Source organism: Methanocella arvoryzae MRE50, assembly GCF_000063445.1.
GTDB classification, from domain to species: Archaea; Halobacteriota; Methanocellia; order Methanocellales; family Methanocellaceae; genus Methanocella_A; species Methanocella_A arvoryzae.
Window position 1 is genome coordinate 2,066,740 of the sequence record NC_009464.1, and the last position, 25,957, is coordinate 2,092,696.

The 25,957-nt window shown below is 56.7% G+C and carries 21 protein-coding genes, 1 tRNA gene and 3 rRNA genes; 21 read left to right on the top strand and 4 right to left on the bottom strand.

All coding sequences use genetic code 11. The features are described from left to right. Position 1 precedes the first annotated feature (1 nt). The 3 genes from RCI_RS10295 (at position 2) to RCI_RS10305 (ending at position 2,149) form a co-directional block, all read left to right on the top strand. Positions 2-994, top strand: coding sequence for a carbon-nitrogen hydrolase family protein (locus tag RCI_RS10295; RefSeq protein ID WP_012036372.1), 993 nt, complete (start codon positions 2-4; stop codon positions 992-994). A 94-nt stretch (positions 995-1,088) separates the two neighbouring features. Continuing rightward, the gene (locus RCI_RS10300) at positions 1,089-1,505 is read left to right on the top strand and encodes a DUF1801 domain-containing protein (protein ID WP_012036373.1); all 417 of its coding nucleotides are present in this window, start codon (positions 1,089-1,091) and stop codon (positions 1,503-1,505) included. Between the two features lie 74 nt (positions 1,506-1,579). After that, the gene (locus tag RCI_RS10305; protein ID WP_012036374.1) at positions 1,580-2,149 is read left to right on the top strand and encodes a class I SAM-dependent methyltransferase; all 570 of its coding nucleotides are present in this window, start codon (positions 1,580-1,582) and stop codon (positions 2,147-2,149) included. A gap of 104 nt (positions 2,150-2,253) precedes the next feature. Here the strand turns inward: RCI_RS10305 and RCI_RS10310 are convergent, their stop codons facing one another. Then, positions 2,254-2,682, bottom strand: coding sequence for a peptidylprolyl isomerase (locus RCI_RS10310; protein ID WP_012036375.1), 429 nt, complete (start codon positions 2,680-2,682; stop codon positions 2,254-2,256). Between the two features lie 171 nt (positions 2,683-2,853). On the opposite strand from RCI_RS10310, the gene RCI_RS10315 reads away from it, so the two are divergent. The 4 genes from RCI_RS10315 to RCI_RS10325 all read left to right on the top strand — a co-directional run bounded on the left by RCI_RS10315 (position 2,854) and on the right by RCI_RS10325 (position 5,693). Next, the gene (locus RCI_RS10315) at positions 2,854-4,380 is read left to right on the top strand and encodes a PrsW family intramembrane metalloprotease (RefSeq protein WP_148266725.1); all 1,527 of its coding nucleotides are present in this window, start codon (positions 2,854-2,856) and stop codon (positions 4,378-4,380) included. 5 nt (positions 4,381-4,385) lie between these two features. Beyond that, positions 4,386-4,523 carry a hypothetical protein gene (locus RCI_RS17185; protein ID WP_173363045.1) on the top strand — a complete coding sequence of 46 codons (138 nt, stop codon included), beginning with the start codon at positions 4,386-4,388 and terminating at the stop codon, positions 4,521-4,523. Between the two features lie 82 nt (positions 4,524-4,605). Further along, positions 4,606-5,139, top strand: a complete 534-nt coding sequence (locus RCI_RS10320; RefSeq protein ID WP_012036377.1) for a DUF5788 family protein — start codon at positions 4,606-4,608, stop codon at positions 5,137-5,139. After that, positions 5,136-5,693 (top strand): S26 family signal peptidase, encoded by a 558-nt coding sequence (locus tag RCI_RS10325; protein ID WP_012036378.1) that lies wholly within the window; start codon positions 5,136-5,138, stop codon positions 5,691-5,693. Before RCI_RS10320 ends, RCI_RS10325 begins: the two co-directional genes overlap by 4 nt. Before the next feature lie 178 nt (positions 5,694-5,871). Here RCI_RS10325 and accC read toward each other — a convergent pair whose 3' ends face one another. Together accC and oadA are read right to left on the bottom strand one after the other, a co-directional pair. Further along, positions 5,872-8,040 carry an acetyl-CoA carboxylase biotin carboxylase subunit gene (accC, locus tag RCI_RS10330; RefSeq protein ID WP_012036379.1) on the bottom strand — a complete coding sequence of 723 codons (2,169 nt, stop codon included), beginning with the start codon at positions 8,038-8,040 and terminating at the stop codon, positions 5,872-5,874. Between the two features lie 14 nt (positions 8,041-8,054). After that, positions 8,055-9,803: a sodium-extruding oxaloacetate decarboxylase subunit alpha gene (oadA, locus tag RCI_RS10335; protein WP_048198453.1), complete on the bottom strand. Its 1,749-nt coding sequence runs from the start codon at positions 9,801-9,803 to the stop codon at positions 8,055-8,057. 414 nt (positions 9,804-10,217) lie between these two features. Between oadA and RCI_RS17045 the strand changes: the two genes are divergently transcribed. The 4 genes from RCI_RS17045 (at position 10,218) to RCI_RS10355 (ending at position 13,101) form a co-directional block, all read left to right on the top strand. Then, a complete protein-coding gene (locus tag RCI_RS17045; protein ID WP_012036382.1) occupies positions 10,218-10,754 on the top strand; it encodes a hypothetical protein in 537 nt (178 codons plus the stop codon). A gap of 216 nt (positions 10,755-10,970) precedes the next feature. Then, a complete protein-coding gene (locus RCI_RS10345) occupies positions 10,971-11,855 on the top strand; it encodes a phosphoribosylaminoimidazolesuccinocarboxamide synthase (RefSeq protein WP_012036383.1) in 885 nt (294 codons plus the stop codon). 10 nt (positions 11,856-11,865) lie between these two features. Further along, complete coding sequence (locus RCI_RS10350; protein WP_012036384.1) at positions 11,866-12,714, top strand: EFR1 family ferrodoxin; 849 nt, start codon at positions 11,866-11,868, stop codon at positions 12,712-12,714. A 51-nt stretch (positions 12,715-12,765) separates the two neighbouring features. Further along, the gene (locus RCI_RS10355; protein ID WP_048198454.1) at positions 12,766-13,101 is read left to right on the top strand and encodes a hypothetical protein; all 336 of its coding nucleotides are present in this window, start codon (positions 12,766-12,768) and stop codon (positions 13,099-13,101) included. Positions 13,102-13,184: 83 nt separating this feature from the next. Here RCI_RS10355 and RCI_RS10360 read toward each other — a convergent pair whose 3' ends face one another. After that, on the bottom strand, positions 13,185-14,882 hold the full coding sequence (locus RCI_RS10360) for a site-2 protease family protein (protein ID WP_012036386.1): 1,698 nt from the start codon (positions 14,880-14,882) through the stop codon (positions 13,185-13,187). Positions 14,883-15,028: 146 nt separating this feature from the next. On the opposite strand from RCI_RS10360, the gene cutA reads away from it, so the two are divergent. The 10 genes from cutA (at position 15,029) to dapA (ending at position 25,953) form a co-directional block, all read left to right on the top strand. Further along, positions 15,029-15,343: a divalent-cation tolerance protein CutA gene (gene cutA / locus RCI_RS10365; protein ID WP_012036387.1), complete on the top strand. Its 315-nt coding sequence runs from the start codon at positions 15,029-15,031 to the stop codon at positions 15,341-15,343. Continuing rightward, complete coding sequence (locus tag RCI_RS10370) at positions 15,340-16,044, top strand: nucleotidyltransferase domain-containing protein (protein WP_012036388.1); 705 nt, start codon at positions 15,340-15,342, stop codon at positions 16,042-16,044. Before cutA ends, RCI_RS10370 begins: the two co-directional genes overlap by 4 nt. 534 nt (positions 16,045-16,578) lie before the next feature. Next, positions 16,579-18,053 (top strand): 16S ribosomal RNA (locus tag RCI_RS10375). 152 nt (positions 18,054-18,205) lie between these two features. Continuing rightward, positions 18,206-18,278 (top strand) — tRNA-Ala (locus RCI_RS10380). Between the two features lie 351 nt (positions 18,279-18,629). Further along, positions 18,630-21,558: ribosomal RNA gene (locus RCI_RS10385) — 23S ribosomal RNA — on the top strand. A 158-nt stretch (positions 21,559-21,716) separates the two neighbouring features. Beyond that, positions 21,717-21,838 (top strand): 5S ribosomal RNA (gene rrf / locus RCI_RS10390). Together the 16S, 23S and 5S rRNA genes with 1 tRNA gene alongside form the textbook arrangement of a ribosomal RNA operon. A gap of 130 nt (positions 21,839-21,968) precedes the next feature. Then, positions 21,969-22,928, top strand: coding sequence for a 2-hydroxyacid dehydrogenase (locus tag RCI_RS10395; RefSeq protein ID WP_012036389.1), 960 nt, complete (start codon positions 21,969-21,971; stop codon positions 22,926-22,928). Between the two features lie 195 nt (positions 22,929-23,123). Next, positions 23,124-24,551 (top strand): aminoacyl--tRNA ligase-related protein, encoded by a 1,428-nt coding sequence (locus tag RCI_RS10400; RefSeq protein WP_231844991.1) that lies wholly within the window; start codon positions 23,124-23,126, stop codon positions 24,549-24,551. A 245-nt stretch (positions 24,552-24,796) separates the two neighbouring features. Then, positions 24,797-24,994, top strand: coding sequence for a 30S ribosomal protein S17e (locus RCI_RS10405; protein ID WP_012036390.1), 198 nt, complete (start codon positions 24,797-24,799; stop codon positions 24,992-24,994). Next, positions 24,994-25,953 (top strand): 4-hydroxy-tetrahydrodipicolinate synthase, encoded by a 960-nt coding sequence (gene dapA, locus RCI_RS10410; protein ID WP_012036391.1) that lies wholly within the window; start codon positions 24,994-24,996, stop codon positions 25,951-25,953. Before RCI_RS10405 ends, dapA begins: the two co-directional genes overlap by 1 nt. Positions 25,954-25,957 lie beyond the last annotated feature (4 nt).

Sequence of the window (25,957 nt, forward strand, 5' to 3'; positions counted from 1 at the left end):
TATGTCTGAGAATATCCGGGCCGGCACAAACCGGCTGAGGGTGGCCGCCGTCCAGATGAGGTCAGAGATAGGCGAGAGGGAGTCAAACCTGAAGCGGGCCACGCCTCTTATCGAGAAGGCGGCCCGGGAAGGCGCTCAGCTTGTGGTGCTGCCCGAGATGGCGGCTTCCGGGTACTCGATCGAGAATAGCATGTGGATCGCCGCGGAGCCCGTGGATGGGCCGACCGTCCAGTGGCTGAAGGAGACGGCGAAGAGGCTCGGCATCTACCTTGGCATCGGGGTCGAGGAGGCCGAAGGGGAGGACTTCTATAACACGTACGTGCTGGCATCGCCCGACGGCAGGATCGCCGGTAAGGTGCGAAAAGTGCACACCGAGTACAACATTTTCAAGCCGGGCGAGGGCTCCCGTATCATCGACACGGAGATCGGCCGGATCGGCATCGGAATCTGTGCCGACAACCATTATATCGACATGCCCCTGGAGATGCAGGAGAAGTCGATCGACCTGCTGCTGATGCCCCACGCCTGGCCCATACCTTTCAAGGCCGCAGGAGTGGTCAAAGAGGAGGATGTCAGGGAGCAGCAGGAGAACGTGAAGGGGTATTCTCAGCTTTTCGCCAGGATGCTGGGCGTTCCATCTGTCTTCGTCAATGCCGTGGGGCCCATAGGGCCGAAGCGTTGGGAAGGAATCCTGGGCAGGCTGATTGATCCTGCGGTATACCGTAATGCCGGCTATTCCTCCATCTCGGACTCCGACGGTTCGCTGCTTGCCCGGCTGGGGCCGGAGGAGGACGGCGTCATCGTCGCCGACGTTACCCTCGACCTCACGAGGAAACTGAAAACGGCGCCGGTCAGTTACGGCGGGTGGCTGCACCCCGGCGATCCGCTGTTGAGGAAAGTGGTAATGCCGGCAGAGATCTGTATAGCGAAGCTGAAGTACGCGGTCAGGCCGGGGCGGAAAGCAAAAGCACGGGCAGTCTCCCGGGGCAGGTAGCTGACAAGAGCGAGAAAGATTATAGCTTGCCGAAGAGATGCTTATAATTAGAACAGTTCGAGAGATATCCGATCGATCGGCTGGAGGATGTTCTATGGCTGAGCTCAAAACCCGAAAGACCGAGGCAAGCGTTACCGACTTTCTCAATGGCATAGCGGACGAGCGGAAGCGCCAGGAGAGCTTTACCCTGCTCGAACTCATGCGGGAGGCTACCGGCCAGGAGCCGAAAATGTGGGGCGCGAACATCGTGGGCTTCGGCGACGTCCACCTGAGGTACGAGACAGGGAGGGAGCTGGACTGGTTTCCGGTAGGCTTCTCGCCCCGCAAGCAGAACCTGACTGTATACATTAATAAAGGGTTAACCGATTATCAGCCCTTGTTGGGCCGGCTTGGCAAATACAGGACGGGCAAATCCTGCCTGTATATCAACAAGCTGGCAGACGTCGATACCGGGGTTTTGAAAGAGATCATCCGACAGGCCAGTATGGCAGGCATATTTTATAGTCAGTAGAAATCATAGTCAACGCCCTCATATCAAAAGGCTTATTATACATTAGAGTCGAGATAACTGAGGGTTGGGTCGGGATGCAGTCACCTTTATACTGGTCGGGTTCTCTCTACAGCGCCGGCATTACGATGATGCACGGCCGGACGCTTCACAAGCGGTACAGCTACATCGCCCGGCATGCCGGTGACAGCGTGATCGACGTGGGCTGCGGGACAGGCAAGCTTTTCGAATACCTTCCCCCCGACAGTACATATCTCGGGATCGACCTGAACGACAACTTCCTCCGCCACGCCAGAAAGCGGGGCAGAAACGTCATGAAACAGGACGCCCTTACATTCGATCGCTTCCACGAGTTCGACGCCTGCGTGGTCATGGACGTGCTCCACCACATCAACCCCCGCCACGAGGAGTTCGTCGAGCGGGTGCTCAGGGATGTCAGGAAGCGGGTCATCATCTGCGAGCCCTTCGAAGTCCCGGGCAGGAACCGGATCACGAAGAACCTCGTCAAGCTCATCGACGACGACGGCATCAACAGCCAGGACGAATCCTGGATGGATAAGAATACGCTCAGGCGGTTCTACGACAGCTTCGACCCGGTCAGCGTGGAAGAAGTTGGCCAGGCTATGATAGCCGTCTATGAAAAATAGCCGGGCCGTCTACGAGAAGTAGTTGGGCCGTCTACAAGAAGTAGTCGGGCTCTCTTCGAGTAAAATTAAAAGAAGTGTCCGGCGACAGCCGGCTCATTGCTATTTTAAGGCGCTTCGAAGACCGTAACCTTGTTCATCTTGTCGCCCTGGCGGATCTTCTTGACCACGTCCATGCCCTTCTCGACCTGGCCGAAGACGGTGTGTACGCCGTCCAGGTGGGGCTGGGGGGAGTGGGTGATGAAGAACTGGCTGCCGCCGGTGTCCTTGCCCGCGTGGGCCATGGAGAGCGCGCCGGTGCCGTGCCTGTGGATGTTGATCTCGCACTTGATCGTATAGCCGGGGCCGCCTGTGCCATCGCCTCTCGGGCACCCGCCCTGGATGACGAAGTTGGGGATTACCCGGTGGAACTTGAGCCCGTCGTAGAATCCGGAGTTCGCCAGCTTCTCGAAGTTCTTCACAGTGTTGGGGGCTTCTTTCTCGAACAGGACCAGCTCGATCTTGCCCTTGTCGGTCTCTATCACCGCTTTCTTCACTAGATCACCGTTAGAGAGGTCTCCCTCATCGTATAAATAGACGACCGCCAGGCGCGGGTCGGACGACCGCCAGACACGGGTCGGACGACCGGCGGTGCGCCGGCCATGGTCGCCCTGAACCGGTCACGAATGTTTTAAGCTCCAGAATACATACTTGAACACGTGTATGTGATGGGAAGAAAGCTGCTGCTCATACTGCCGGCACTGGCATTGCTACTGTTTCTGTCTGGAACTGTGGCGCAGGCTCAGGGCCCGGAAAACGGCCTGGCCGAACAGGTGTTGCCTGCAGGCTCGTTCAAGGATGGCTCTCTATCGGTGAGGCTCGTCAGCCCGACGCACTATGCTTTCAGCGATCCGACGTCCTCTCAGAACCTGACGTTCGACGTCACTAATCCGACCGACTCGAAAGTGGCCGTCTACCTGGCCGTCTACCGGGACGGCCAGTGGAATGTGCTGGACAGGATCGGCAGCGTGGAGCCTGGCAGGAGTGCCATGCTGGAGTACCCTGTCAAGTTCAAGTACGCCGGGCAGGCTACTGAGACTGACCGGTTCGGCATCATCGGAGAGACCGCCTCGGGCTACGTGGGTAAAACGTTCTCTGTGACCGAGGACTGGACCGAGTATGAAAACACCCTGAGGTCCTCCCTCTCGGTGGTCGGCATGTTTATCGCAGTGGTCATGCTCGCGGTGCTCCTCATCGTTATGGCAGGTGTGATCGCAGTGGCGGCGGCCACCACGCATGAGGAAGTCGACAAGGGGGAGTACACCTGGTGGACTCTCTTCTTCCCGCTCATGAAAGCGAGGCCGCTGGCGGAGAAGATCGCCAACATCCTGGTGCACCCCTTCTTCTGGGGTATGGAGCTGTTCCTCGGGGCGATCCTCATCCTCTTCGTGTTCATCATTGCCATAGCCACCCTGCCCTCGGATATCGGCCTGCTGGTGTTCGTCATCGGCGGAGTCGCCGCCATCTTCATGCCGGTCATCTTCCTGGTGATCTGCTGGGTGTCAGACTACTATGAGCGGGAGCCTTTCCGGTTCCTCATCGCCATGTTCATGTGGGGCATCCTCGCGACCTTCATATCTTTCTTCCTCAACACGACGCTGGACCTGTTCGGCAGCCTGCTCCTCGGCTCGGGCATCGCCACGCTGATCACGGCCGTCGTCGTCGCTCCTGTCGTGGAGGAGACCGCGAAAGGTCTGGGGCTGCTCATCGTATCCGGCCACCACGAGTTCGACGATACCTTTGACGGCATCCTGTACGGTTTTGCGGTTGGCATGGGTTTCGCCGTGGTCGAGAACTGGCTCTACTTCGCCGCCAACGCCAACCCGGTCTCGGTAGAAGGCCTCGGCCCATGGGCTTTCAATATTCTGTACCGGTCCATCCTGTGCTCCCTCGCCCACGGGTGCTTCACCGCGGCCACCGGCGGGGCCATCGGGTTCCTGAAATCCCGGAGATCGCTGCGCAGCTTCGGGTTTGCGGGATTCTTCCTGGGGCTGCCGATCGCCATCGTGATGCACGGCACCTTCAACTTCATGGCCATCATCGACGCGATCATGCAGTCAGTCGTGGGCTTCCCCGTCCCTGTCTTTGACCCTGTGCTGACCCTGATCGTGACCGGAATGTACATAATCCTTGGAGCCGTTTTACAACTAAGGCTGGGTGAAAAGCTGAAACAAAGCTTGAGACCCGGCGGGTGATTATTATGCCTACAAGCAAGAAACAGATGGAAAAGCTTAAGAAAGTGCAGAAGGCAAAAGCAGAAGAGCTCGCCAAGCAGGCAGCAGCCGGCAGCGATTCTGCGAAGAAGAAGCTGAAAAAGCTCGAGAAGAAGCTGAAATAATTATTTCCCCTTTTACTATCTTTTTAATCAGCGAGAAACCACCGGAGGCCTCTCTATTCAGAAGACCCTCGACCGCCAGTCCATGAGTGCCATCAAAGGCACGAAGCCCGGAGAAGTTCTCCGCGACGTCCGCAAGCTCAAAAAAGAGCTTCTCAGGCCAGCGGCGCCGCAGGTGCTCATCCCGCCGGAGAAGCGGATGATCACCCCGGAAGAGCGCCGTGATCTGGAGCTTCGCTTGCACCGCCTGCTCGTCTGGGTGGGCGTGATGACCCCGCTGGAGTTCGAGCTCAAAGGCCAGAAACTGCCCCTCCACGACATCGTCTGGGACTTGCTCTCCAAGGACTGCCTGACCGAAGATGAGAAAGAGGACGTGCGCAGGCTCATCTGGCAACTGATTAAGCACGAGAAGGCCGACGAGGAGATCCTGCACAACAACGACCTCACCCTCGAAGAGGCAAAGGAGATCTACAAGGAAGCCGCAGGCCTGCTCCGGGCTATCATGAGCCTCAAAAGCCTGGTCGGTAAAAAGGACCGGTGTACCATACGGCACACGGTCAACAGGCGCAGGATTGAAGACGCCCAGAACTGGCTGGCATTTATCAAAGAGCTGACATGATTTCTCGTTACCCGGACAACGACCCGTCCAAGATTCACCCGGCAGCCAGGCTTGCCGTGGAAATTCTCCCGGCGATCATACTATTTCTGACGCTGATCGTCGTCCTCTACGGCTACGCAGGCACCTGGCCCCCCGCGGTGAGCATCATCAGCTCCAGCATGGAGCCCCACATGCACCGGGGAGACGAGGTGTTCATCCAGAGCCCGGGCAAGGCTGGCATACACACCGCCCACGACTCGTTTATCACCGGCTACATGACCTACGGCGGCTACGGCGACGTGATCGTGTACCGGCCGTCCGGCCGGACCGACGTCACCCCCGTCATTCACAGGGCCATCTACTGGGTCAACGAATCCGAGCCCATGTGGCCCCGGGGACCGCCAGCCCCCCATTCGGGGTACATCACCCTCGGCGACAACAACGGCGGCCGGTATGATCAATATCCGGATTCCGGCATCTGCCCGCTGGAGCCGGTGAGAGAAGAGTGGGTCATGGGTGTGGCCAAGCACAGAGTGCCATACCTCGGGTATCTACGATTACTCATACCGATTTAAGTTAAAGACGCATTAAAAATCTTTACCAAAATTAGCGTACGGGGGAACTTTTTAGTAAAAAGTTCCCCCTGCGCCCCCTCAAAAACATCGCTTTCCAGTGCCCCTTCGGGGCTTGTTCGGGTGTCGAGAGTCAGGGGAACCTTTTTGGAAAAGGTTCCCCCGACACCCCCTCTAAAACTTACGAAGGCTGAGGCGCAGGCTTCTTTATAATCTCGTCCGGGTGGGCGTGCACGTCCCCGGTCATGAAGGTCATGAGGGAGCCGTCTTTGGCTTTCATCACGAACGCGCCGTCCTCGGTGATGTCGACGGAGATTCCTTCGTACAGGTTGTCCTGATCTTTGACGATGACCCGGCTGCCCAGCGGATAGATCAGGCTCTTGTACCCGGTCAGGATTTCCTCGTACCTGCCTTCGTTGAAGTGCTCGTACTGGATCTCGAATTCCCGTAGCAGGGCGTCGATGAAGTCCTTGCGGGAAACTGTCTTGCCCAGCTCTTCCTTGATCGAGGTGGCCGACTTCTGGATCTTGGTGGGGAAGGAGAGCATCTCCACGTTGACGTTGACGCCGAAGCCGAGCACGATGTACTTGATCGAGTTGACGTCCATGGCGATGTCGGTCAAAATGCCGCAGACTTTGCGGCCGCCGATCAGGACGTCGTTGGGCCAGCTGATCCGGGCATCGAGGCCGTACATCTCCCTGATCGTCTTGCAGACGGCGGAGGCCGCCGCCAGCGTGATCTTGGACGCGTTGCGGGGGGCTGCCTTGGGCCGGAGCACCAGCGAGAAGGAGACGCCGCCGAAGGGCGAGATCCACTCTCTGCCGATGCGGCCCTTGATGCCGCCGCTCTGGGTCTCTGCGAGGATCATGGTGCCCTCTTCGGCTCCCGTCGCCGCCATCTCCTTGGCGATCCGGTTCGTGGACGCTACTTCCTCGAAGTAGTGGATCTTGTGCCCGAAGACCTTCGTCTTGAGGCATTTCTTGATCTCCTTCGGGATTAGCTTGTCCTCGTTCAGGATGCGCTTCGGGATGAAGTTCGTGCTGTACTCGCCTTTCCTGAAGTAGGCGTTGAACAGGATCATCTTGTGGAACGGGATGGTGGTCTTTACGCCCTCTATGGTGTACTCGTCCAGCGCCCGGCGCATGCGGTTGATAGCGCCCTGCCTGTTCGAGTCCCACACGATAAGCTTGGCGACCATCGAATCGTAATACGGGGGAATCTCGTAGCCCGTGTAGGAGATGCCGTCCAGCCTCACGCCCGGGCCTCCGGGCGGGTTGTACATGGTGATCTTGCCCGGGGACGGGAAGAAGTTCTCCTGAGGGTCCTCAGCGTTAATCCTGCACTCTATGGCGTGGCCGTTGATCTTGATGTCGCTCTGCTTGAACGGCAGCTCTTCGCCCGCAGCGACAAGTATCTGCTGCTTGACCAGGTCAATGCCCGTGACCAGCTCGGTGACCGGGTGCTCTACCTGGATGCGGGTGTTGACCTCCATGAAGTAGAAGTTGCCGTACTTGTCCAGTAAAAACTCGAAGGTGCCGGCGTTCTCGTATTTGACCGCTTTCGCACCCTGGATGGCCGCGTTGCCCATGGTCTCCCTGAGCATTGCCGTCATCCTCGGAGACGGGGCTTCCTCCAGCAGTTTCTGGTGTCTGCGCTGGATGGAGCAGTCTCTCTCCCCCAGGTGGACGACGTTGCCGCTCTTGTCAGCGATGATCTGGAACTCGATATGGCGGGGCTCCTCCAGGTATTTTTCCATGTAGACGTCGCCGTTGTTGAAGAACGCCTCCGCCTCGCGTTTGGCGCTGTGAAAGGCGTCGGGGACGTCGGCGTCCGAGAACACTAATCGCATGCCTCTGCCGCCGCCTCCACCCGAGGCCTTGATGATACACGGGTAGCCGAACCGGTTGGCCAGCTCGATGGCCTCGTTCTCGCTCTTGAGGGTGCCCGGCGAGCCGGGGATAAGGGGCAGTCCGGCCTTCTTCATGGTGTTCCGGGCCACGGTCTTGTCGCCCAGCTTCTTGATCACTGATGCTGAGGGCCCGATGAACTCAATTCCTGCCTTGCGGACCGACTCCACGAAGGGGGCGTTTTCCGACAGGAAACCGTAGCCGGGGTGGATGGCGTCGCAGCCTGAATCCGTGGCGACTTCGATGATCGCGTCGGTGTTCAGGTAGCTGCTCTTGGCCGGTGGCGGCCCTATGCAGTAAGCTTCGTCAGCATGCTTGACGTGCAGGGACTTCGCGTCCGCCTCGGAGTAGACGGCCACAGACTGGATGCCCAGTTCCCTGCAGGCCCTGATGACTCGCAGCGCAATTTCGCCGCGGTTGGCGATCAGTACTTTGTTGAACATGTCCCCACGCCCGTCTATTCGATGACCGCCAGCAATGCGTTGGCGTCGACGTTCTTGCCCTTCTGCATGTACACGGCCTTGACGGTGCCCGAGCTGTGAGCCACGATGTCGTTCTCCATCTTCATGGCCTCGAGGACCGCTACCACGTCGCCCTTCTTGACTGTGTCTCCTACTTTCACGTTGACCTTCAGGATGGTGCCCTGCATGGGGCTGATGACTCCGCCGTCCACGTCCCCTTCGACTACCGGCTCCGGCGCTGCGGCTTCCATTGTCTTAGCCTGGGCGAACAGCGGCATCGCGCCTGCGGGAGCGCCCACGGCCTCGATGCGCATCTCCATGACCTTGCCGTCCAGCTCCACGAGGAACTTCTGGGCGTTCGGGCCCAGCTTCGAGGGCAGCGACTGTGCCTTGGGCTTGATCTGCTCCGCGACAATCTCGCCTTTCAGGAACTTTTCGGCGATCTGCGGGTACAGGGCATAAGTCAGGTAGTCCTCTTCCTTCACGCTGGCCAGGCCGAGCTCGTCGACCTTCTTCCGCACTTCCTCCATCTCGGGGGCCAGCAGGTCGGCCGGCCGGCCGGTGATGGGCTGATCCTCGCCGATGACCTTCTTCTGCACCTCCGGGTCGATCTGGCCGGGGGCCCTGCCGTACAGGCCTTTGACGTAGTCCTTGACTTCCTTGGGAATGACTTTGTACCGCTCGCCCAGCACCACGTTAAGCACCGCCTGGGTGCCCACGATCTGGCTGGTGGGCGTCACGAGGGGCGGGTAGCCGAGCTCCCTGCGCACGACGGGAACTTCCTTGAGCACGGCATCGTACTTGCTCATGGCATTCTGCTGCTTGAGCTGGGATACGAGGTTGGAGAGCATTCCGCCAGGGATCTGGTACACTAAAACGTTGACGTCGATTCTCTCTGTGATGGGGTCGATGATGGCATCGTACTTCTCCCTGACCTTCAGGAAGTACTCGGCGATCTCCGCCAGCAGCTTCAAGTCGAGGCCAGTGTCGTACTTCGTCCCGATAAGGGCGCCCACGATGGTCTCCGTGGCCGGCTGGGACGTGCCGAAGCTGAACGGGGACATGGCGCAGTCGACGATGTCCACGCCTGCCTCGATGGCTGCATAGTAGCTCATCGGGGCGATGCCGTTGGTACAGTGGCAGTGCAGGTCTACGGGCAGGCCCACTTCCTTCTTCAGGCGGGGCACCAGATCGGCCGCGTCCTTAGGCCCGATCAGGCCTGCCATATCCTTGATACAAATGGAGTCGCACTCGAGCGCCGCGAGCTCTTTGGCCATGGCCACGAACGCGTCGTTGGTGTGCACCGGGCTGATAGTGTAGCAGATGGTACCCTGAACTTGCTTGCCCGCCTTCTTCGCAGCCTTGATGGACACTTCCATGTTCCGGATATCGTTGACCGCGTCGAAAACCCTGAAAATGTCCACGCCGTTCTTAGCCGCCAGCTCGACGAACTTCTCCACGACGTCGTCGGAGTAGTGCCGGTAGCCCACGAGGTTCTGGCCCCGGAGAAGCATCTGTATCGGAGTGTTCTTCGCAGCGCCCTTGATCTTTCTCAGCCGCTCCCACGGGTCTTCATTGAGGAACCGGATACAGGTATCGAAAGTGGCCCCTCCCCAGGCTTCGAGAGAATAGAAGCCTACCTGGTCCAGCTTTTCCACAACCGGGAGCATATCGTCGGTTTTCATCCGCGTCGCAGCCAGTGACTGGTGCGCATCGCGCAGGATCGTGTCCGTTATTTTGACCATATAGTACCATCCAGACGGCATTACAACTCTTATATAAGAGTCGCGTCACGTTATTGTTAGGGTTATAACATATAATCTTAACGGCTTTTCGGCTGTAAGGCCGGGAACGCGGCAGCGGATACCGTTTTTTGGGCCAGAGTGCGGTTGTCGGACTGGGGCTGGCGGGATTCGGCCTCGGCCTGGCAGGCTTTGGCCTGGGGCTGGGCGGCTTCGGTTTCTGTTGATAACGGGCCGTAAACGAGTAAATGAAAGGTCCGTGGCGGCGGCCGGCATCGACCCGTCCGCCCCCGGCACAATCTTCCATCAGCGAGCTGTTTTTGAATCTAATCAAGTAAAACAGCCGGCTTTTCGATAATTACTCACATTTGCTTTTTTATCCATAAGTGGAGCAGTTTCAAGCGTAGGGGGAATTCAATGGATTTAAAGAAAATAGTAATTTTTAGCCTGGCAGCTCTGGCTGTCCTGACGTTTGCCGCTCCCGCTGCGGCCTGGATCGGGCCGTTCGGCTGCGGGGGCAGCCTCTTCCCGTTCGGCCTCTTCGGATACCCGGTGCCCGTGCCCGTGCCCGTTCCGGCAGCGGTTCCGGCCCCTGTTCCGGCCGCTGTTCCCGCAGCGCCCTTATGCGCGCCCTCGCCTTGCGGCTTCGGAGCGCCAGGCCTTGGAGTATCCGGTCTCGGGCTCGGTAGCTGTGGCATTCCCGGCGCTGGCTTCGGTGGCTATGGCCTGGGGTCTGGCCTCGGTAGCTGTGGTATTGGTACACCCGGCCTCGGCCTCGGCAGCTACGGTCTCGGCACGTCCAGCTATTTACCCAGCCTTAGCACCGGTAGCTGCGGTATCGGCTCCAGCCTCGGTAACTACGGTGTAGGCACATCTGGCCTCGGCGGCTATGGTGTCGGTACCACCGGCTACGGCACGCCCGGCGTCGGCCTTGGCAGTTCCTACTATCAGTAACCTTGAGGATGGTGCCGCGATTTTTCCATAGAGCAGGGAACGTGACAGGACCTCTGCCTGTCACCTCTTTTCTGCAACGCTATCCCCGGACGTTCATTTTCCCTGGCTTGCCCGGCTTCGCATTTATCGCCCCATCATAGACTATTTATGTAACCGGGCGATCATAGAATACAGGAACCCGAAGTCGCTCCACTGGAGAGCACGGGAGCTGTTATCATGATCATCGCGAAAGGGAAGACTAAGATTGTGAAGCCCGGCCCGGAGCCGCATACTGTTTTACTCGAGACGCAGGATGTCCTCACGGGCGGGGATGCCGCAAAGAAGGAGACCATCCACGAGATCGGCATCCATAAGACGACTCAGGCGGCTAACGTATTCTCGCTGCTGAACAAGAAAGGCCTGCCCACGGCCTTCATCCGCCGGGCCTCGCCGAACGAGCTGCTCTGCTACGGGTGCGACATGCTGCCTCTCGAGCTGGTCGTCAGGCGGTACGCGTGGGGCTCTTACCTGTACCGGAATCCCCAGTTCAAGGGCGACAGGCCCCACAGATTCGAGACGCCGGTGTGGGAGCTGTTCCACAAGCAGTCAGTAATAGCCCGGCCCATCACCGACAGGCCCTACCAGACGGGAGAGGAAGAGGCCCGGGCAAAGTTTCTCAAGAACGGCAAGTGGGCGGAGGGAGTCTACACCGACCCGTACATCCAGGTCAAGGACGGCCACTGGTTCCTGTACCCTGCGAAGAAGCCCGTGGAAGGCGAGCCCCTCATGGAGGCGCAGCCGCCCTGCACAGAGGCCGAGTTCGACGAAATCGTCAACAAGATCATGCTGCCCTGCTTCCTGGCGCTCGAAGAGGCGTGGAAAAAGGTAGAGACCGCCTACGGTCCAGTCGCCCTCGTCGACCTTAAAATCGAGGTCGGCCGCCGCCAGTCCGACGGCAAAATTGTCATAGCTGACGTGATCGACAACGACAGCTGGCGCATCTGGCCCGGCGCCGACCCGACGAAGCAGCTCGACAAGCAGTGCTTCAGGGACGACAACCCGCTTTCCTGCGTGGCGGAGAACTACGTCATGGTCGCCGACCTGACGAGCAAATTCCTGTAAGGCGATTCCCATGAGGGCAACTATCGTTTACTTCTCCCAGACCGGCAACACTGAAAAGGTCGCCTACGAGCTGGCCGACCAGCTCCAGCGGGCGGGCTACGAAGTGACCCCGCTCCTCTTCGAGGACGTGGCTGACTTTCCGGAGGCACTGCAGGGAGTGGACCTGCTGGGCATCGGCTTCCCCACCTTTTTCGGATACCCCCCGCAGTTTGTCCTGGACATGATCGCCGGGCTGGACAAAGCAGACGGCACCGGCGCCTTCGTGTTCACCACCTACGGCGGCGCCACCGCGGGAGACAGCCTCTACGATGCGGCATCGGCGCTGGCTAAGAAGGGCTACAGGTTCCTCGGCGGCCTCAAAATAGAGGGAGCGGACAACTACCCCCAGGGTATCGCCCTCCGGATCAACGCCGGCAGGCCTGACGGCACCGATATGAACGCCGTCGACGAGTTCGCCGGCAAAATCCTGGACGCCCTCAGGTCCGGCCGCAGCCTCGACCCGGAAAAGCTGGCCAGCACCAACGAATTCTTCGTCGGCAGCCGGAATAAGCCCCGGCAAGAGGTGCTCAGGAGCATCTTCAAGAATGTGCAGGGCAAGATCGTCTTCGACGATAAACAGTGCCTCTTCTGCGAGACCTGCAAGAAATCGTGCCCCACTAAAAGTATCACCTCCGGTGAAGCGTTCCCCGAGTTCAGCTGGACGTGCATCGGCGGCATGCACTGCTTCCAGTGCATCAGGGTATGCCCGGGAAAGGCCTTGCACGCCGAGTTCCCCGGCACCATCGAGGACTACCAGAAGTTCTGGGCCCCGATCTCCGACAGCCCCGAGGAAAAGCGCCGGACGTACGTCGCCGCATAGGCGGCGGCATTAACTTTATCATCTGCCGTGGTCTTGTATGGATTGATCAATATGGTAACCGTGGACTATCCAAGTCTTCTCACCACCACCGTCGTCGTCTTCCTCGGCTCGTGGGTGCTCCTCTTTCTGCTCAGCTACTTCCTGACGCCCTTCTACATGAAATACGGCGACCAGAAGTCCAGAGCCATCTACAGCGCCGTCTACTCGCTCGCGTTCGCCTTCATCATCGGCGTCGGTTACGGCCTCATGCCCGTGCTGTCCCAGCAGTACGGCTTCTGGCCCACAATGGTCATCGCCCTCGTGCTCGTGCTCATCCTCACCCTCCTCCAGAACTATGTGCTGAACTTGCTGGTGAGCAAAGGCGTGCTTAAGATGGCCAGAAAATAAAAAACATTTCTTTTCTAATCTTTTCTAACAGCAAAAAGTAGGGGGGCGGGCATAATGCCCGCGTTATCTTATTTCCCTTAAGCTTACAGCCCATGGACGATGTAGGGCGCCACCATCACGAAGACGAGGGACGAGATCAGCACGACCGAGAAGATGTTGACGACGGTCTTGGAGATCTGATCCACCCTCGCAGTGTCCCTGATGATGTAGCTGAGGCCTTTGCGGGCCATCTCCCGGAAGAGGTGGCCTCCATCCAGCGGAATCATGGGCAGGCAGTTGAAGATGGCCAGGTTGATGTTCAGCCAGCCGATCCAGAACAGCGCGAGCGCGATGTACAGGATGCCGCCGCCCAGGGGTTCGGCCCAGCCCACGGGGTAGTACAGGCTGGCGAGGTCGCTCTGGAATACGTTGAAGCCCGTCATGCCTCCGGTGACTTCCCAGACCGGCATGATCCAGATGATGAAGAACCCGGTGATCATGCTCATCGCTTTCTGCCCGAGGCTGTCTCCGGTGGGCGCCGGCAGGCCGCGGAGCATCTCGATGTGGTTCTGGGCGTTGAACGTCCCTACCATGATGCCGAGCGGGTTATCGGACAGGTCGGTGCCTGTGAAGCCCATATAGCCCTTAGGCTCTACGCCGCTGCTGAGCGTGATCGTCCTCTCGACCGGGTTGCCCTGGCCGTCGATCATGCCGAGCGTCAGCACCTGGCCCGGGACGGTGTTCTTCATGTACTCGTTGTAGTCTGCGTACGAGTTGATGGCCGTGCCGTTGATCGAGAGCAGCCGATCATTGGAGCTTATGCCTGCCTTTTCCGCGGGCAGCCCGGGGATGACGCCGAGGATGTAGATGCCTCTCGTGTCGCCGACGTTCATCGTATAGCTGATCAGCTTATCGCCTGACATGCCTTCTACGGTCACGGTACTGCCCTGTTTGCTCTTCAGGTAGCTGTTGAGCTGGTCAGGGGTGGTCACTTCAGTGCCGTCCACGGACTTGATGATCGTGTTCTTGTGGATGCCCGCGACGTCCGCTGCAGAGCCGGGGGCCACGTTCAGGACTACCATTTCCGTGTTGGTCGCCGCGATGGCTCCGAGCACCGGGCCGAACAGCAGCGCGAAGGCGATGATGGCGATCAGGATGTTGGAGATGACGCCCGCGCTCAGGATGCGGATGAGCGCCATGCTGGAGGCTTTGCGGTTGCCGGTCCCCTCGGCTTTGGTGTCCATGGGGCCCAGGATCTCGGCCGTGCCGCTCTCCGACTTCGTGCCGAACATCTCCTCCTCGTCGATCTCCGCGAAGGCGCCCAGGGGCACCGGGATCAGGAGCAGGCCCAGAGACTTGACCTTGATCTTCTCAGCCTTGGCCATGATGGCGTGGCCGAACTCGTGGACGACCATGCCCACGATCAGGGCCAGCCAGCCCCAGATGAACGGTATGAACTCGTTGACACCCGGGATGGCGAGGATGTTCTGCGGGGCGTTCACCTGGCTGGGAACCGGAGTGCTGAAGATCATGATGACGCTGGTCAGCAGGACCATGAGCAGCATCAGCACCATCGATATGATCACCAGCGGCATGCATATCGTTATCAGCGCTTTCCAGAACTTCGCCGGGGACGCCAGCATATCCAGAAACTTCTGGCCGCGGTAGGTTCTCCACATGATGAGCGGGCCGTACGCTGTAATATTATAGCGTTTGAGCACACCCGCCTTGTTCAGAATGGTGACGGCTGTCCACCATATGATAAAGCCGACAAATAACTCGACCCAGATAAGGTTATCCAAATGAAAGTCTCTCCTTTAAATATTAGGCAGTCTATGTAGCTTTACTATATTTTTAGTATAAAAACATTCAGCCAGACCCTCCGGGAAAATTATTTTAAGCACGCCCCTTTAACCTGTACTTGCACAGAACGAGGTGCAAGGTTACTATGTTTTCAGCTGTGTACGTCATCGCCAGGGACATGGAAGAGGCCGGGCGGATCGCCCGCTATCTGGTCGAGGAGCGCCTGATCGCCTGCGCCAACCTATTCGTGGTATCCTCCGTCTACCGGTGGGAGGGCAACATAGAGGAAGGCAGCGAAGTCGCCATGATCTGCAAGACGAGGACTGAGCTGGTGCCTGCCGCCATCAGGAGGATCAAAGAGCTCCACAGCTACGAGATCCCCTGCATCACCTCCTGGCGCATCGCAGACGGCCACGGCCCCTATCTGGAATGGGTCGGAAAAGAGACTGGCAGACAATGAGGCGTAAAACCGCGGAGATGGGCGAGCGCAGGGAAGTCATCTACGACGAGGCCCGGTGGAAGCTGCTGGAAGAGAAGCGAGCCCGGGCCATCGAAGTACTTGGATTGCTCGAAGCCTGCCAGCTCGACGGCTTCGTCTTCGGCAGCGTAGCCCGGGGTGACGTCAGGCCTGCCAGCGATATCGACATCTTCATCCCTGCAGTCGTCAGTTCGGTAACAGTCTCGCTCTGCATGGAGCCGGCAGGCATCCTCGGAGTTTCCATCGTCCAGGCCACTCCCCGGGCGCTGGTGAAAGCCAACGTCGAGCTGGAGGACAACACGACAGTCACCTTCCCACTGATATCCCCGAGAGAAGTGGAACTTGAGTTCTACCGGTTCGGCGGCTCGGCAGACCTCGCCAGGCTCCGCAAGGGCGAACGCTCTCCCGGCGTGGACAAGCGCCTCATGCTCATAGAGCCCACCCCCGCCGGCCACATCGAGACCCCCCTGTCCGACCTCTCCCCCGGCACGGTAGCCAGAAAGCTCAAAGTAGGCCAGCAGATCGTCGAAGAGCGGCTCAGAGTCCTGGAGCGGAGGGCTGACGTGGGACGGACCGGCGTATATCTCAAACGTCCGCTGGCCCCGGGAGAGACTCCGGAGCAGGTACTGCACGATTTAATGGTGGAGGATCCTGCTATCCGGCGCAGGGTGGAGAGCGGCTAAAAAATCTGCATTAGCCCATAGTAAATATACTCATTTTATTCATTCGTCTGACCGGCAAATGAAAAACTATAAATACTAATGCGGTATATGTGTGTTCCCGCACGGGGCATGTCGCAAGACAGCGCTTAAGTGCGAGTAAAAAATGGCACGATATTTGATTAATATCGTGGTACATATGCCATAAGTTTCGGTTCTCCGAACGGACGAATGCAAAACTATAAATACTAAGAATGGCATTTGTACAATCCCGCATAAATTGCGGGGAATCATAAATCTCATAATGAGGAGCTGAGGGGCGCACCTTTTTGTGGTGTGGTCGTGGCTTTGATGTTGGTTGGTTGTTCGATATTTCCTTGATTGGTGATTTGGGTTTTGTCATTTCACCAGTTGAAGTATATTGAATGTTAGTACATAAGTTAGTGTGTGTACATGCACATGGTAATCTGTGTGTTGGTGTACCGCATCTGATTCCTTGAACTAAGATTTTAGACTTCTCTTGTGTGGGATTAAAATAGATAAGCTTTTGTGTGCTTAATTCTGGTTGATCCTGCCAGAGGTCACTGCTATCGGTGTTCGATTAAGCCATGCGAGTCGAGAGGCGTCATGGCCTCGGCGTACTGCTCAGTAACACGTGGACAACCTGCCCAAAGGTTCGGGATAACCCCGGGAAACTGGGGATAATACCGGATAGGTCACAAATACTGGAAGGTTTTGTGGTTGAAACTTCCGGGGCCTTTGGATGGGTCTGCGGCGGATTAGGTTGTTGCCGGTGTAACGTACCGTCAAGCCTGTAATCCGTACGGGTTGTGGGAGCAAGAGCCCGGAGATGGATTCTGAGACACGAATCCAGGCCCTACGGGGCGCAGCAGGCGCGAAAACTCTACAATGCAGGCAACTGCGATAGGGGAACATCGAGTGCTCATCATTTTGGTGGGCTGTCCCATCGTCTAAAAAACGGTGGTTAGCAAGGGCCGGGCAAGACCGGTGCCAGCCGCCGCGGTAATACCGGCGGCTCGAGTGGTGGCCGATATTATTGAGTCTAAAGGGTCCGTAGCCGGCTTTGCAAGTCTTTTGGGAAATCCAGCGGCTTAACCGTTGGGCGGCCAGGAGATACTACATTGCTTGGGACTGGGAGAGGTAAGAGGTACTCAGGGGGTAGGAGTGAAATCCTGTAATCCTTTGGGGACCACCGGTGGCGAAGGCGTCTTACCAGAACAGGTCCGACGGTGAGGGACGAAAGCTAGGGGCACGAACCGGATTAGATACCCGGGTAGTCCTAGCCGTAAACGATGCTCGCTAGGTGTCACAACAATCGTGAATTGTTGTGGTGCCGTAGGGAAGCCGTGAAGCGAGCCACTTGGGAAGTACGACCGCAAGGTTGAAACTTAAAGGAATTGGCGGGGGAGCACCACAACGGGTGGAGCCTGCGGTTTAATTGGACTCAACGCCGGACAGCTTACCGGGATCGACAGTTGTATGAAGGCCAGGCTGAAGACCTTGCCGGACTAGCTGAGAGGAGGTGCATGGCCGCCGTCAGTTCGTACCGTGAGGCGTCCTGTTAAGTCAGGCAACGAGCGAGACCCATATCCACTGTTGCTAACACTTCTAGAAATAGATGGTGAGTACACGGTGGAGACCGCTGGCGCTAAGTCAGAGGAAGGAGTGGTCGACGGTAGGTCAGTATGCCCCGAATATCCCGGGCTACACGCGGGCTACAATGGACTGGACAATGGGTAACGACACCGAAAGGTGAGGTCAATCTCTTAAACCAGTTCTTAGTCCGGATTGAGGGCTGTAACTCGCCCTCATGAAGATGGAATCCGTAGTAATCGCATTTCAAAACAGTGCGGTGAATACGTCCCTGCTCCTTGCACACACCGCCCGTCAAACCACCCGAGTGGGGTTTGAATGAGGGCCTCTTTCATTGAGAGGCTCGAATTCATGCTCTGTAAGGGGGGTTAAGTCGTAACAAGGTAGCCGTAGGGGAATCTGCGGCTGGATCACCTCCTAACGAATCGTGTCCCCAGGACACGAACAACCCCAAAACGGGTTAATAGAATCAAGATCCTATGTCACCAGTCGGGGAGTCGATAAACAACCAATCAAGTATGAATGGTTTGCTGGAGCTGCTCAGCGCAGTGCCAGGCCTTGATTGCCTCGGGGGCTTGTAGCTCAGTTGGAAGAGCGCCGCCTTTGCAAGGCGGAGGCCCTGGGTTCAAATCCCAGCAAGTCCACTACCATACACTGGGCGTAATCCTTAAATAGGAAGCACGACTTGTATGGAGCTCGCAACACCCCAAAACAAGGAAAGTGTTGCAAGCGAAAATAACGTAGTAATATTCATCTAAAAGTTCACAGATGATCGGTGCACCACGTAGACTGGGGTTTATGTGGGAAGGGTTGATGTTCGCAAATAAGGGATCTAAAAAATAGTTGGTCTTCTTTCCAGTTTGCGATCGATGATGCTGTGTAAAGGAATTTTTGCTCTGGACGCTGTATTGGAATGTGAATATGTTCCGATAATAGCAATTAATGTTAGCATAGTTTAGTTACTGCAAAGAGATAAGATTCGGTAATTCCGATTGTCTTTTGGCGTTGCTATGCCGTCTAGTGAATGGCTGGGCTCAAGAACCGATGAAGGACGTGCCAAGCTGCGATAAGCCATGGGGAGGCGCAAGGAACCGTTGATCCGTGGATCTCCTAATAGGAACTCCTAACACTTTTTGTGTTGACCCGATAAGGGTTGGGAACGCCCTGAGTTGAAACATCTGCGTAGGGGCAGGAAGAGAAAACAAACTTTGTGATGCTGTTAGTAACGGCGAGTGAACACAGCACAGCCTAAACTGAATCCCTCCTTGTAAGAGGAAGGGAGATGTGGTGTTTTAAGCCCGCTTTTTAAATCGGCCAGATATAAGATTAAGTCCCCTGGAACGGGGTACCGTAGAGGGTGATAGTCCCGTAGTCGCTATCTGGTGGTTGTAGCGTGTGCTTGAGTACCGTGGGTCGGAAATCTCGCGGGAATATTGGGGGACACTTACCTCCAAGGCTAAAAATATCTTGAGACCGATAGCGCAATAGTAGAGTGATCGAAAGCTGAAAAGCACCCTGAGAAGGGAGGTTAAAAGAGCCTGAAACGAGACGGCGATGGAGGGACAAGGCATTAAAGGATCTTCCACTTGAAGGAAGCAACCGCGAGGTTGTTGTACGAGAGTGGTTGCCAATGTTTTGTCGTACGTTTTGAAGAACGGGCCAAGGAGTGTACTCGAATGGCGAGGCTAACCCAGTAGTGGGGGAGTCGTAGGGAAACCAACAAGCCTGCAAGCAATGAGAGGCGACGTATACAAGTGCGTGGAGTCATTAGGGTACGACCCGAAACCAGGTGATCTAGACGTGGGCAGATTGAAGCGTAACGAAAGTTACGTGGAGGATCGTTAGGGGTTTTGACGTGCAAATCATTCCCGTGACCTACGCCTAGGGGTGAAAGTCCAATCGAACTTGGAAACAGCTGGTTCCTCCAGAAACATATCGTAGTATGACCTCACACGAGGCCGGAGGCCGAGTAGAGCACTGATTAAGGGAGCCGGGCGGGAAACTGCTCGTCCTTTTGTCAAACTCCAAAGCGGCTTTCGCTGTAGACTGTGGGCAGTCCGGGCTGGGGGGTAAGCTTCTAGTCCGTAAGGGAGACAACCCAGACCTGGGTTAAGGTCCCTAATTGTAGGCTAAGTGTAAACACTGAAGGGCGTCCCAAGCCCTAGACAACTGGGAGGTGAGCTTAGAAGCAGCTACCCTTTAAAAATAGCGTAACAGCTTACCAGTCGAGGTTTGGGGCCCCGAAAATGGACGGGGCTCAAGCCTACAACCGAGACCCAGGCGTACCGAGAGGTAATCGCGTATGGAGGCGTTCCGGGTGGGTAGAAGCAAGGCTGTAAAGTCTTGTGGACCACCTGGAAACGAAAATCTTGGCATTAGTAGCAGCTTAGCAAGGTGAGAATCCTTGCCGCCGAAAGGGCCAGGTTTCCTCGGCAATGATCGTCAGCCGAGGGTTAGTCGGTCCTAAGATACATCTTAACCGGAATGTGTCAAAAGGGAAACAGGTTAATATTCCTGTACTCTTGCATAGTGAAACCAACGCTTCAGGTTAACATTTGCAGGCTCGTCTGCCTGTTCAAGCTAATAGCCTCGTGGAGAACCGTAATGGTGAGAAGCGGGGTAACATGTGATGACGTAAGAAATGCCACCCTGGAGCCCATGAAAAGGGAATGCAAGAACCGTACCGAGATCCGACACAGGTGCCCCTAGTTTAGTAGACTAAGGCGTGTCGGTTTACCGTGGCCAAGGGAATTCGGCAAATTAGCCCCGTAACTTCGGGATAAGGGGTGCCTGCCATGAAGATGGCAGGTCGCAGTGACGAGGGAGCGCTGACTGTCTAATAACAACATAGCTGATCGCCAAACTGTAAAGTCTAGTACGATCAGTGAATCCTGCCCAGTGCAGGTACCTGAAAACCTCGTTCAAGGGGAAGAAGGGCCTGTCAACGGCGGGGGTAACTATAACCCTCTTAAGGTAGCGTAGTACCTTGCCGCTTAATTGGCGGCTTGCATGAATGGATCAACGAGCGCTCTACTGTCCCTGGCCACGCGCCGGTGAACTTTACATCCTAGTGCAGAGTCTAGGGACCCCTAATGGGAAGTGAAGACCCCGTGGAGCTTTACTGCAACCTGTCGCTGGGTTGTGGCCCTGGATGTGCAGCGTAGGTAGGACCCGTCGAAACCAAGACGCTAGTTTTGGTGGAGGGGCTCATGAGACACTACCCTTCTTGGACTACGACCCTAACTCAGAGATGAGGACCCCGATAGGTGGGCAGTTTGGCTGGGGCGGCACGCCCGCGAAAAAATATCGAGGGCGCTCTAAGGTCAACTCAATCGAGTCAGAAACTCGACCGAGAGTGTAAGGGCATAAGTTGGCTTGACTGGCAACCGCATAATGAGGTTGGCAGAGACGAAAGTCGGACCTAACGAACCACTACGCCTTCTAAGTGAGGGCTATTGATGTCAGAAAAGCTACCCCGGGGATAACAGAGTCGTCGCCGGCAAGAGTACATATCGACCCGGCGGCTTGCTACCTCGATGTCGGTTCTTTCCATCCTGGCAGTGCAGCAGCTGCCAAGGGTGAGGTTGTTCGCCTATTAAAGGAGATCGTGAGCTGGGTTTAGACCGTCGTGAGACAGGTCGGTTACTATCTGTTAGGGGTGCAAGAAAGTCTGAGGGGAAGTTGCTTTTAGTACGAGAGGAACAAGGCAACGGCGTCACTAGTCTACCAGTTGTCCGACAGGGCATCGCTGGGCAGCCACACGCTAAGTTGTAAGGGCTGAAAGCATCTAAGCCCGAAAAACACCCTGAAAAGAGACTTTCACACGGACACTCATAAAAGATGAGTTAGATAGAGTTGAGGTGTACACACCAAGGTAACGAGGTGCTCAGCCTGCAACCACTAAAAGTCCAACCCGCCAAAAAACAACAACGAGTACCGGGTCCTAAACACTAACTATAACTAACAACTTGTTATAGTCGGGGTTCTCATTCCAAAGCGAAATCCAGAGCGAAACAAGCTTTACACAGACAGTTCAACCAACCGAATCCTTAACTCATAAATCATTGTAATTGTTTGTGGGTTTTGGCGGCCATAGCACCAGTGTTACACCCGGTCCCATTCCGAACCCGGAAGTTAAGCCTGGTCACGTAATATGCTGTACTAAGGTACGCGAGTCCCTGGGAACCATAATACGCTGCCAACCCACCAACAATAACCAAAACAACCTTCTTATCACTACAATAATAATCTCATAGCTTCAGCTATTTCATATCCTATCACCCGTTATTTAACAGACAAAGTGCTATCTCTCTATCAATCAACTGTTTCGCAATATGGTTTTCATTGTCATCGCGGATGCTGTTTCGAAGCACGAGCTTTACGAGCACCATTTCGGTAAAATCGGGGATTTAAAGGTATACCGGGGTCCGCCTTTGTCGATGGAAGAATATCTCTGTCGGATTGCCGAAGCAGACGTTGCTGTGGTCAGTCACTTTAAGCTGCCTGCCCGGTCTTTTGATTCAAGTACTCTTAAGCTGGTCGCTCTGACCCGGACTGGTTACGACGACGTTGACCTGGACGCGGCGACCCTGAAAGGAGTTGCTGTTGCCAATGCTCCGGGCTATTCGAACGAAGCGGTTGCAGAGCATGTCTTCGCGATGCTTCTCTCCTTTATCAGACGGATCAGCGAAGCCGATTTCTGGATACGGGAGGAGAAGTTCGATTGTACTGCTTTCGAGGGCCGGGAGCTCAGGGGCAAAACGATGGGGATCATTGGCACCGGGCAGATTGGCTTGCGTGTGGCTGAGATCGCCCGCTGTTTTGGTATGGATGTTATCGCCTACGACGTTCGCCGTAATCCTGCGGTGGCTGAGAAGCTCAGGTACGTTGGCCTTGATCGGCTCTGTGCTGAGAGTGACTTCATTACTGTACACCTGCCGCTGACATCTGATACCCGTGGCCTGATCGATGAGGAATCGTTCCGGCTGATGAAGCCCGGGGCGGTCATCATCAATACCGCAAGAGGGCCTGTCGTTGATCAGGCTGCACTCCTTCGGGCTCTTGACGAGGGCAGGATCGCCGGGGCATGCCTTGATGTATTCGATCAGGAGCCTCTGCCTCCGGACAGCCCGTTGTTAGCCATGAGTAATACGCTTCTTACGCCTCACATAGCATACAATACCCGGGAGGCGAAGGAGCAGAGCATCGCCATTGCTGCGGAAAACGTGGCGCTTTATCTGTCGGGGAAGCCCCGGAATATCGTTAACCCCGCAGTGCTGGGCGTTAAACCTTAACCGCTTATCACGGTAATATTTTTATACAGCGGGCTTATAGTAGTAATGGTGGTACCTACGACAATCGTACTAATATGCCCTTATACCAGTAATTTTATCCCTACTACAACTACCACTACCACCACTACTACTACTAATGGCCAGTGAGGACGCCGAAGCCCTCGCTGCTCAGCTTTTCGGAGGCACTTGATCTTGATGGAGCTCAAAAACAGGGAAGAAGTCGTGAAGAACATTCAGAGCAGGCGGATCATCCTTCTGCCCGACGGGACTGAGCTGCCCGTGGACCTTTCGAAGGAGGACGAAGTCATGGCCGCGCTCGCGAAAGCGGAATGTAAGCCGCTCGAGGCCTACGTGGTTTCGGAGGAGCTGAAGAGGCCTCCCGGAATAGAGCCCCCTTCGGTCAAGATCATGCAGCAGCACGAGCTGGTCGGCTACGAGCCTTCCTCGGACTCGGGCAATTTCCGGTTTTATCCCAAGGGGTACCTGATCTTTCAACTGTTGCACGACTGGGCGAACGAGATCGCGGTGAACAGGTTCAAGGCCCTGCAGATCGACTCCCCGTTGCTCTACGCGTGGGACGACCCCCAAATCCGGGAGCAGGCGGGCACCTTCCATGAGCGCCACTACTCGGTCAGGCCGCCTGACTCCGACCGGGAGTTCATCCTGCGGTTTGCAGGCGACTTCGGGCTCTTCAAGATCATGAAGGACGCCACCATCAGCTACCGGAACCTGCCCTTGCGGATGTACGAGTTCAGCAAGAGCTTCAGGTACGAGCGGAGCGGCGAACTGTCCGGCCTGAAGAGGCTGAGGGCTTTCCACATGCCCGACATTCACTGCTTCTGCCGGGACATGGAAGAGGGCTGGACGGAGTACCAGGAACTCTACCGTAACTATTCTGACCTGGCGGACGCCTCCGGCGTAGAGTACGCGATTGTCTTCCGCATCGTGGAGTCCTTTTATAACGAGAACCGGTCCAGAATCGTGGACCTGGTGAAATACTCTAACCAGCCGGCCTTCATCGAAGTCCTGTCTGAGGCCAAGCACTACTGGGCTGTCAAGAACGAATTCCAGGGCGTGGACTCGACCCGGGGATGCATTCAGCTCTCCACAGTGCAGCTGGACGTCAAGGACGCTCAGGTGTACGGCATCGACTATACTGACCGGGACGGCAAAAAGAAAGGCTGTATTATCTGCCACTCCAGCATCGGCAGCATCGAGCGGTGGTACTACTCCCTCCTCGAGGAGGCGCTGAAGAAAGAGCAGCCCACCCTGCCGGTCTGGCTTTCGCCCACCCAGGTGAGGATCATCCCGGTGTCCGAGAAACAGCTGGAGTACTGCAGATACCTGGATATCGACGGCGTCCGGTACGACGTGGATGACAGCGACGAGACCCTCGCGAAGAAGATCGCCAAAGCCAGCACCGAGTGGATCCCCTACGTTGCCGTGGTGGGAGACCGGGAGGCGGAATCCGGCGTGCTCTCCGTCAGTATCCGGGAAACCGGCAAGCGGGTGACCATGACCCGGGAAGAGCTGGCGCAGGAGGTCAGGAGGCACTGTGCAGGCAGGCCTTACCGGCCGCTGGCGCTGCCCAAGCTGCTCAGCCAGCGCCCGGCTTTCAAGTAGCCGGAAAATGCGATTTTTCCGGGGCTTTGCCCCGTTTTTTCGCCGTGCGAAGCCCGGCCTGCCATCCAGATAGTAAAATGGATAGAAAAATTATTTGTACCATTAAGGTTTAAGGATTGTCGCACGACCCCGGCCGACAATCGCAATGTATAATAGGTGTCGTATAGATATTTAGTACGACTATCTACGTGCGACGACCGTGCCGGACTGAGCCGGCCGTGTTAAAGCGCAAAAGGAGGTAGACCATGGGAAGTATCAGGCAGACTTACATCAAGAGCACCACCGATGCCCTGCTGAGGCAGTACCCGAACGAGTTCGGTTCTGACTTCACGGCTAACAAGGCAAAGGTCGAGCAGCTTGCGTCCGTCCAGACCAAGGAAGTCAGGAACCGCATCGCTGGCTACGTGACCAGAAAAATGGCATCCAAAGGCAGGAAGAAGTAATGAAGCTCAAGACGCTCAAGGGCGTTTATCCTGCCCTCATTACTCCTTTTAAGAAGAACGGCGAGATCGACGAAGACGGTTTCCGCCGGAATATCGACTACGTCATAGAGGGCGGTGTCGACGGCATCGTGCCCTGCGGGTGCACGGGCGAAGCGGCTACTTTGAGGTTCGAGGAACAGAAGAAGCTGCTCGAGATCGCCGTCGACCAGGTCGACAGGAACAAGCGGAAAGTACCGGTCATCGGCGGGTCCGGGTCAAACAATACCCAGGAAGCGCTGGAGCTGACCCAGTACGCGAAAGAGGCCGGGGCTGCCGCTGCTATGCTGATCACTCCTTATTATAACAAGCCCATGCCGGCCGGGCAGATCCTCCACTACCGGACTATCGCGGCGAAAGCCGAGATGCCGATCATCCTATACAACGTGCCCGGAAGGACAGGCACCAACATGCTCCCCGAGACGATTGCGGAACTCGCGAAGGACGAGTTCATCGTCGGGGTCAAGGAAGCCAGCGGTAACATGGAGCAGGTGGAGAAGATCATCGAGCTCACCCGGGACTACCGGAAGAAGTTCACCGTATTGTCGGGCGACGACAACCTCACTCTCCCCATCATGGCCATGGGCGGCAAAGGCGTGGTATCAGTCCTCGCCAACATCATGCCGAAGGAAATGTGCACCATCGTCAGGTACTACGAAGAGGGCAACCACGACAAGGCCATCGACATGTACTACAAGATCGCCCCGATCATGAAGGCCATGTTCATCGAGACCAACCCGATACCCGTCAAGGCAGCGGCCAACATGATGGGCATCGCCGCAGGCTCGCTGAGGCTGCCGTTGACCGAGATGGCTCCCGAGAACCAGAAGAAGCTGAGGGGACTTCTCGAGGCTTACGGCGTAAAGCTCGGCGGTAAAGTCGCCCCGAAGGCGGCCCCTGTCAAAAAGACAGCGAGGAAATAACCCG

Bases quoted from the DNA above. Each gene is read 5' to 3' on its own strand.
- RCI_RS10295 (WP_012036372.1), top strand. From the start codon at position 2: ATGTCTGAGAATATCCGGGCCGGCACAAACCGGCTGAGGGTGGCCGCC.
- RCI_RS10300 (WP_012036373.1), top strand. From the start codon at position 1,089: ATGGCTGAGCTCAAAACCCGAAAGACCGAGGCAAGCGTTACCGACTTT.
- RCI_RS10305 (WP_012036374.1), top strand. From the start codon at position 1,580: ATGCAGTCACCTTTATACTGGTCGGGTTCTCTCTACAGCGCCGGCATT.
- RCI_RS10315 (WP_148266725.1), top strand. From the start codon at position 2,854: ATGGGAAGAAAGCTGCTGCTCATACTGCCGGCACTGGCATTGCTACTG.
- RCI_RS17185 (WP_173363045.1), top strand. From the start codon at position 4,386: ATGCCTACAAGCAAGAAACAGATGGAAAAGCTTAAGAAAGTGCAGAAG.
- RCI_RS10320 (WP_012036377.1), top strand. From the start codon at position 4,606: ATGAGTGCCATCAAAGGCACGAAGCCCGGAGAAGTTCTCCGCGACGTC.
- RCI_RS10325 (WP_012036378.1), top strand. From the start codon at position 5,136: ATGATTTCTCGTTACCCGGACAACGACCCGTCCAAGATTCACCCGGCA.
- accC (WP_012036379.1), bottom strand. From the start codon at position 8,040: ATGTTCAACAAAGTACTGATCGCCAACCGCGGCGAAATTGCGCTGCGA.
- oadA (WP_048198453.1), bottom strand. From the start codon at position 9,803: ATGGTCAAAATAACGGACACGATCCTGCGCGATGCGCACCAGTCACTG.
- RCI_RS17045 (WP_012036382.1), top strand. From the start codon at position 10,218: ATGGATTTAAAGAAAATAGTAATTTTTAGCCTGGCAGCTCTGGCTGTC.
- RCI_RS10345 (WP_012036383.1), top strand. From the start codon at position 10,971: ATGATCATCGCGAAAGGGAAGACTAAGATTGTGAAGCCCGGCCCGGAG.
- RCI_RS10350 (WP_012036384.1), top strand. From the start codon at position 11,866: ATGAGGGCAACTATCGTTTACTTCTCCCAGACCGGCAACACTGAAAAG.
- RCI_RS10355 (WP_048198454.1), top strand. From the start codon at position 12,766: ATGGTAACCGTGGACTATCCAAGTCTTCTCACCACCACCGTCGTCGTC.
- cutA (WP_012036387.1), top strand. From the start codon at position 15,029: ATGTTTTCAGCTGTGTACGTCATCGCCAGGGACATGGAAGAGGCCGGG.
- RCI_RS10370 (WP_012036388.1), top strand. From the start codon at position 15,340: ATGAGGCGTAAAACCGCGGAGATGGGCGAGCGCAGGGAAGTCATCTAC.
- RCI_RS10395 (WP_012036389.1), top strand. From the start codon at position 21,969: ATGGTTTTCATTGTCATCGCGGATGCTGTTTCGAAGCACGAGCTTTAC.
- RCI_RS10400 (WP_231844991.1), top strand. From the start codon at position 23,124: ATGGAGCTCAAAAACAGGGAAGAAGTCGTGAAGAACATTCAGAGCAGG.
- RCI_RS10405 (WP_012036390.1), top strand. From the start codon at position 24,797: ATGGGAAGTATCAGGCAGACTTACATCAAGAGCACCACCGATGCCCTG.
- dapA (WP_012036391.1), top strand. From the start codon at position 24,994: ATGAAGCTCAAGACGCTCAAGGGCGTTTATCCTGCCCTCATTACTCCT.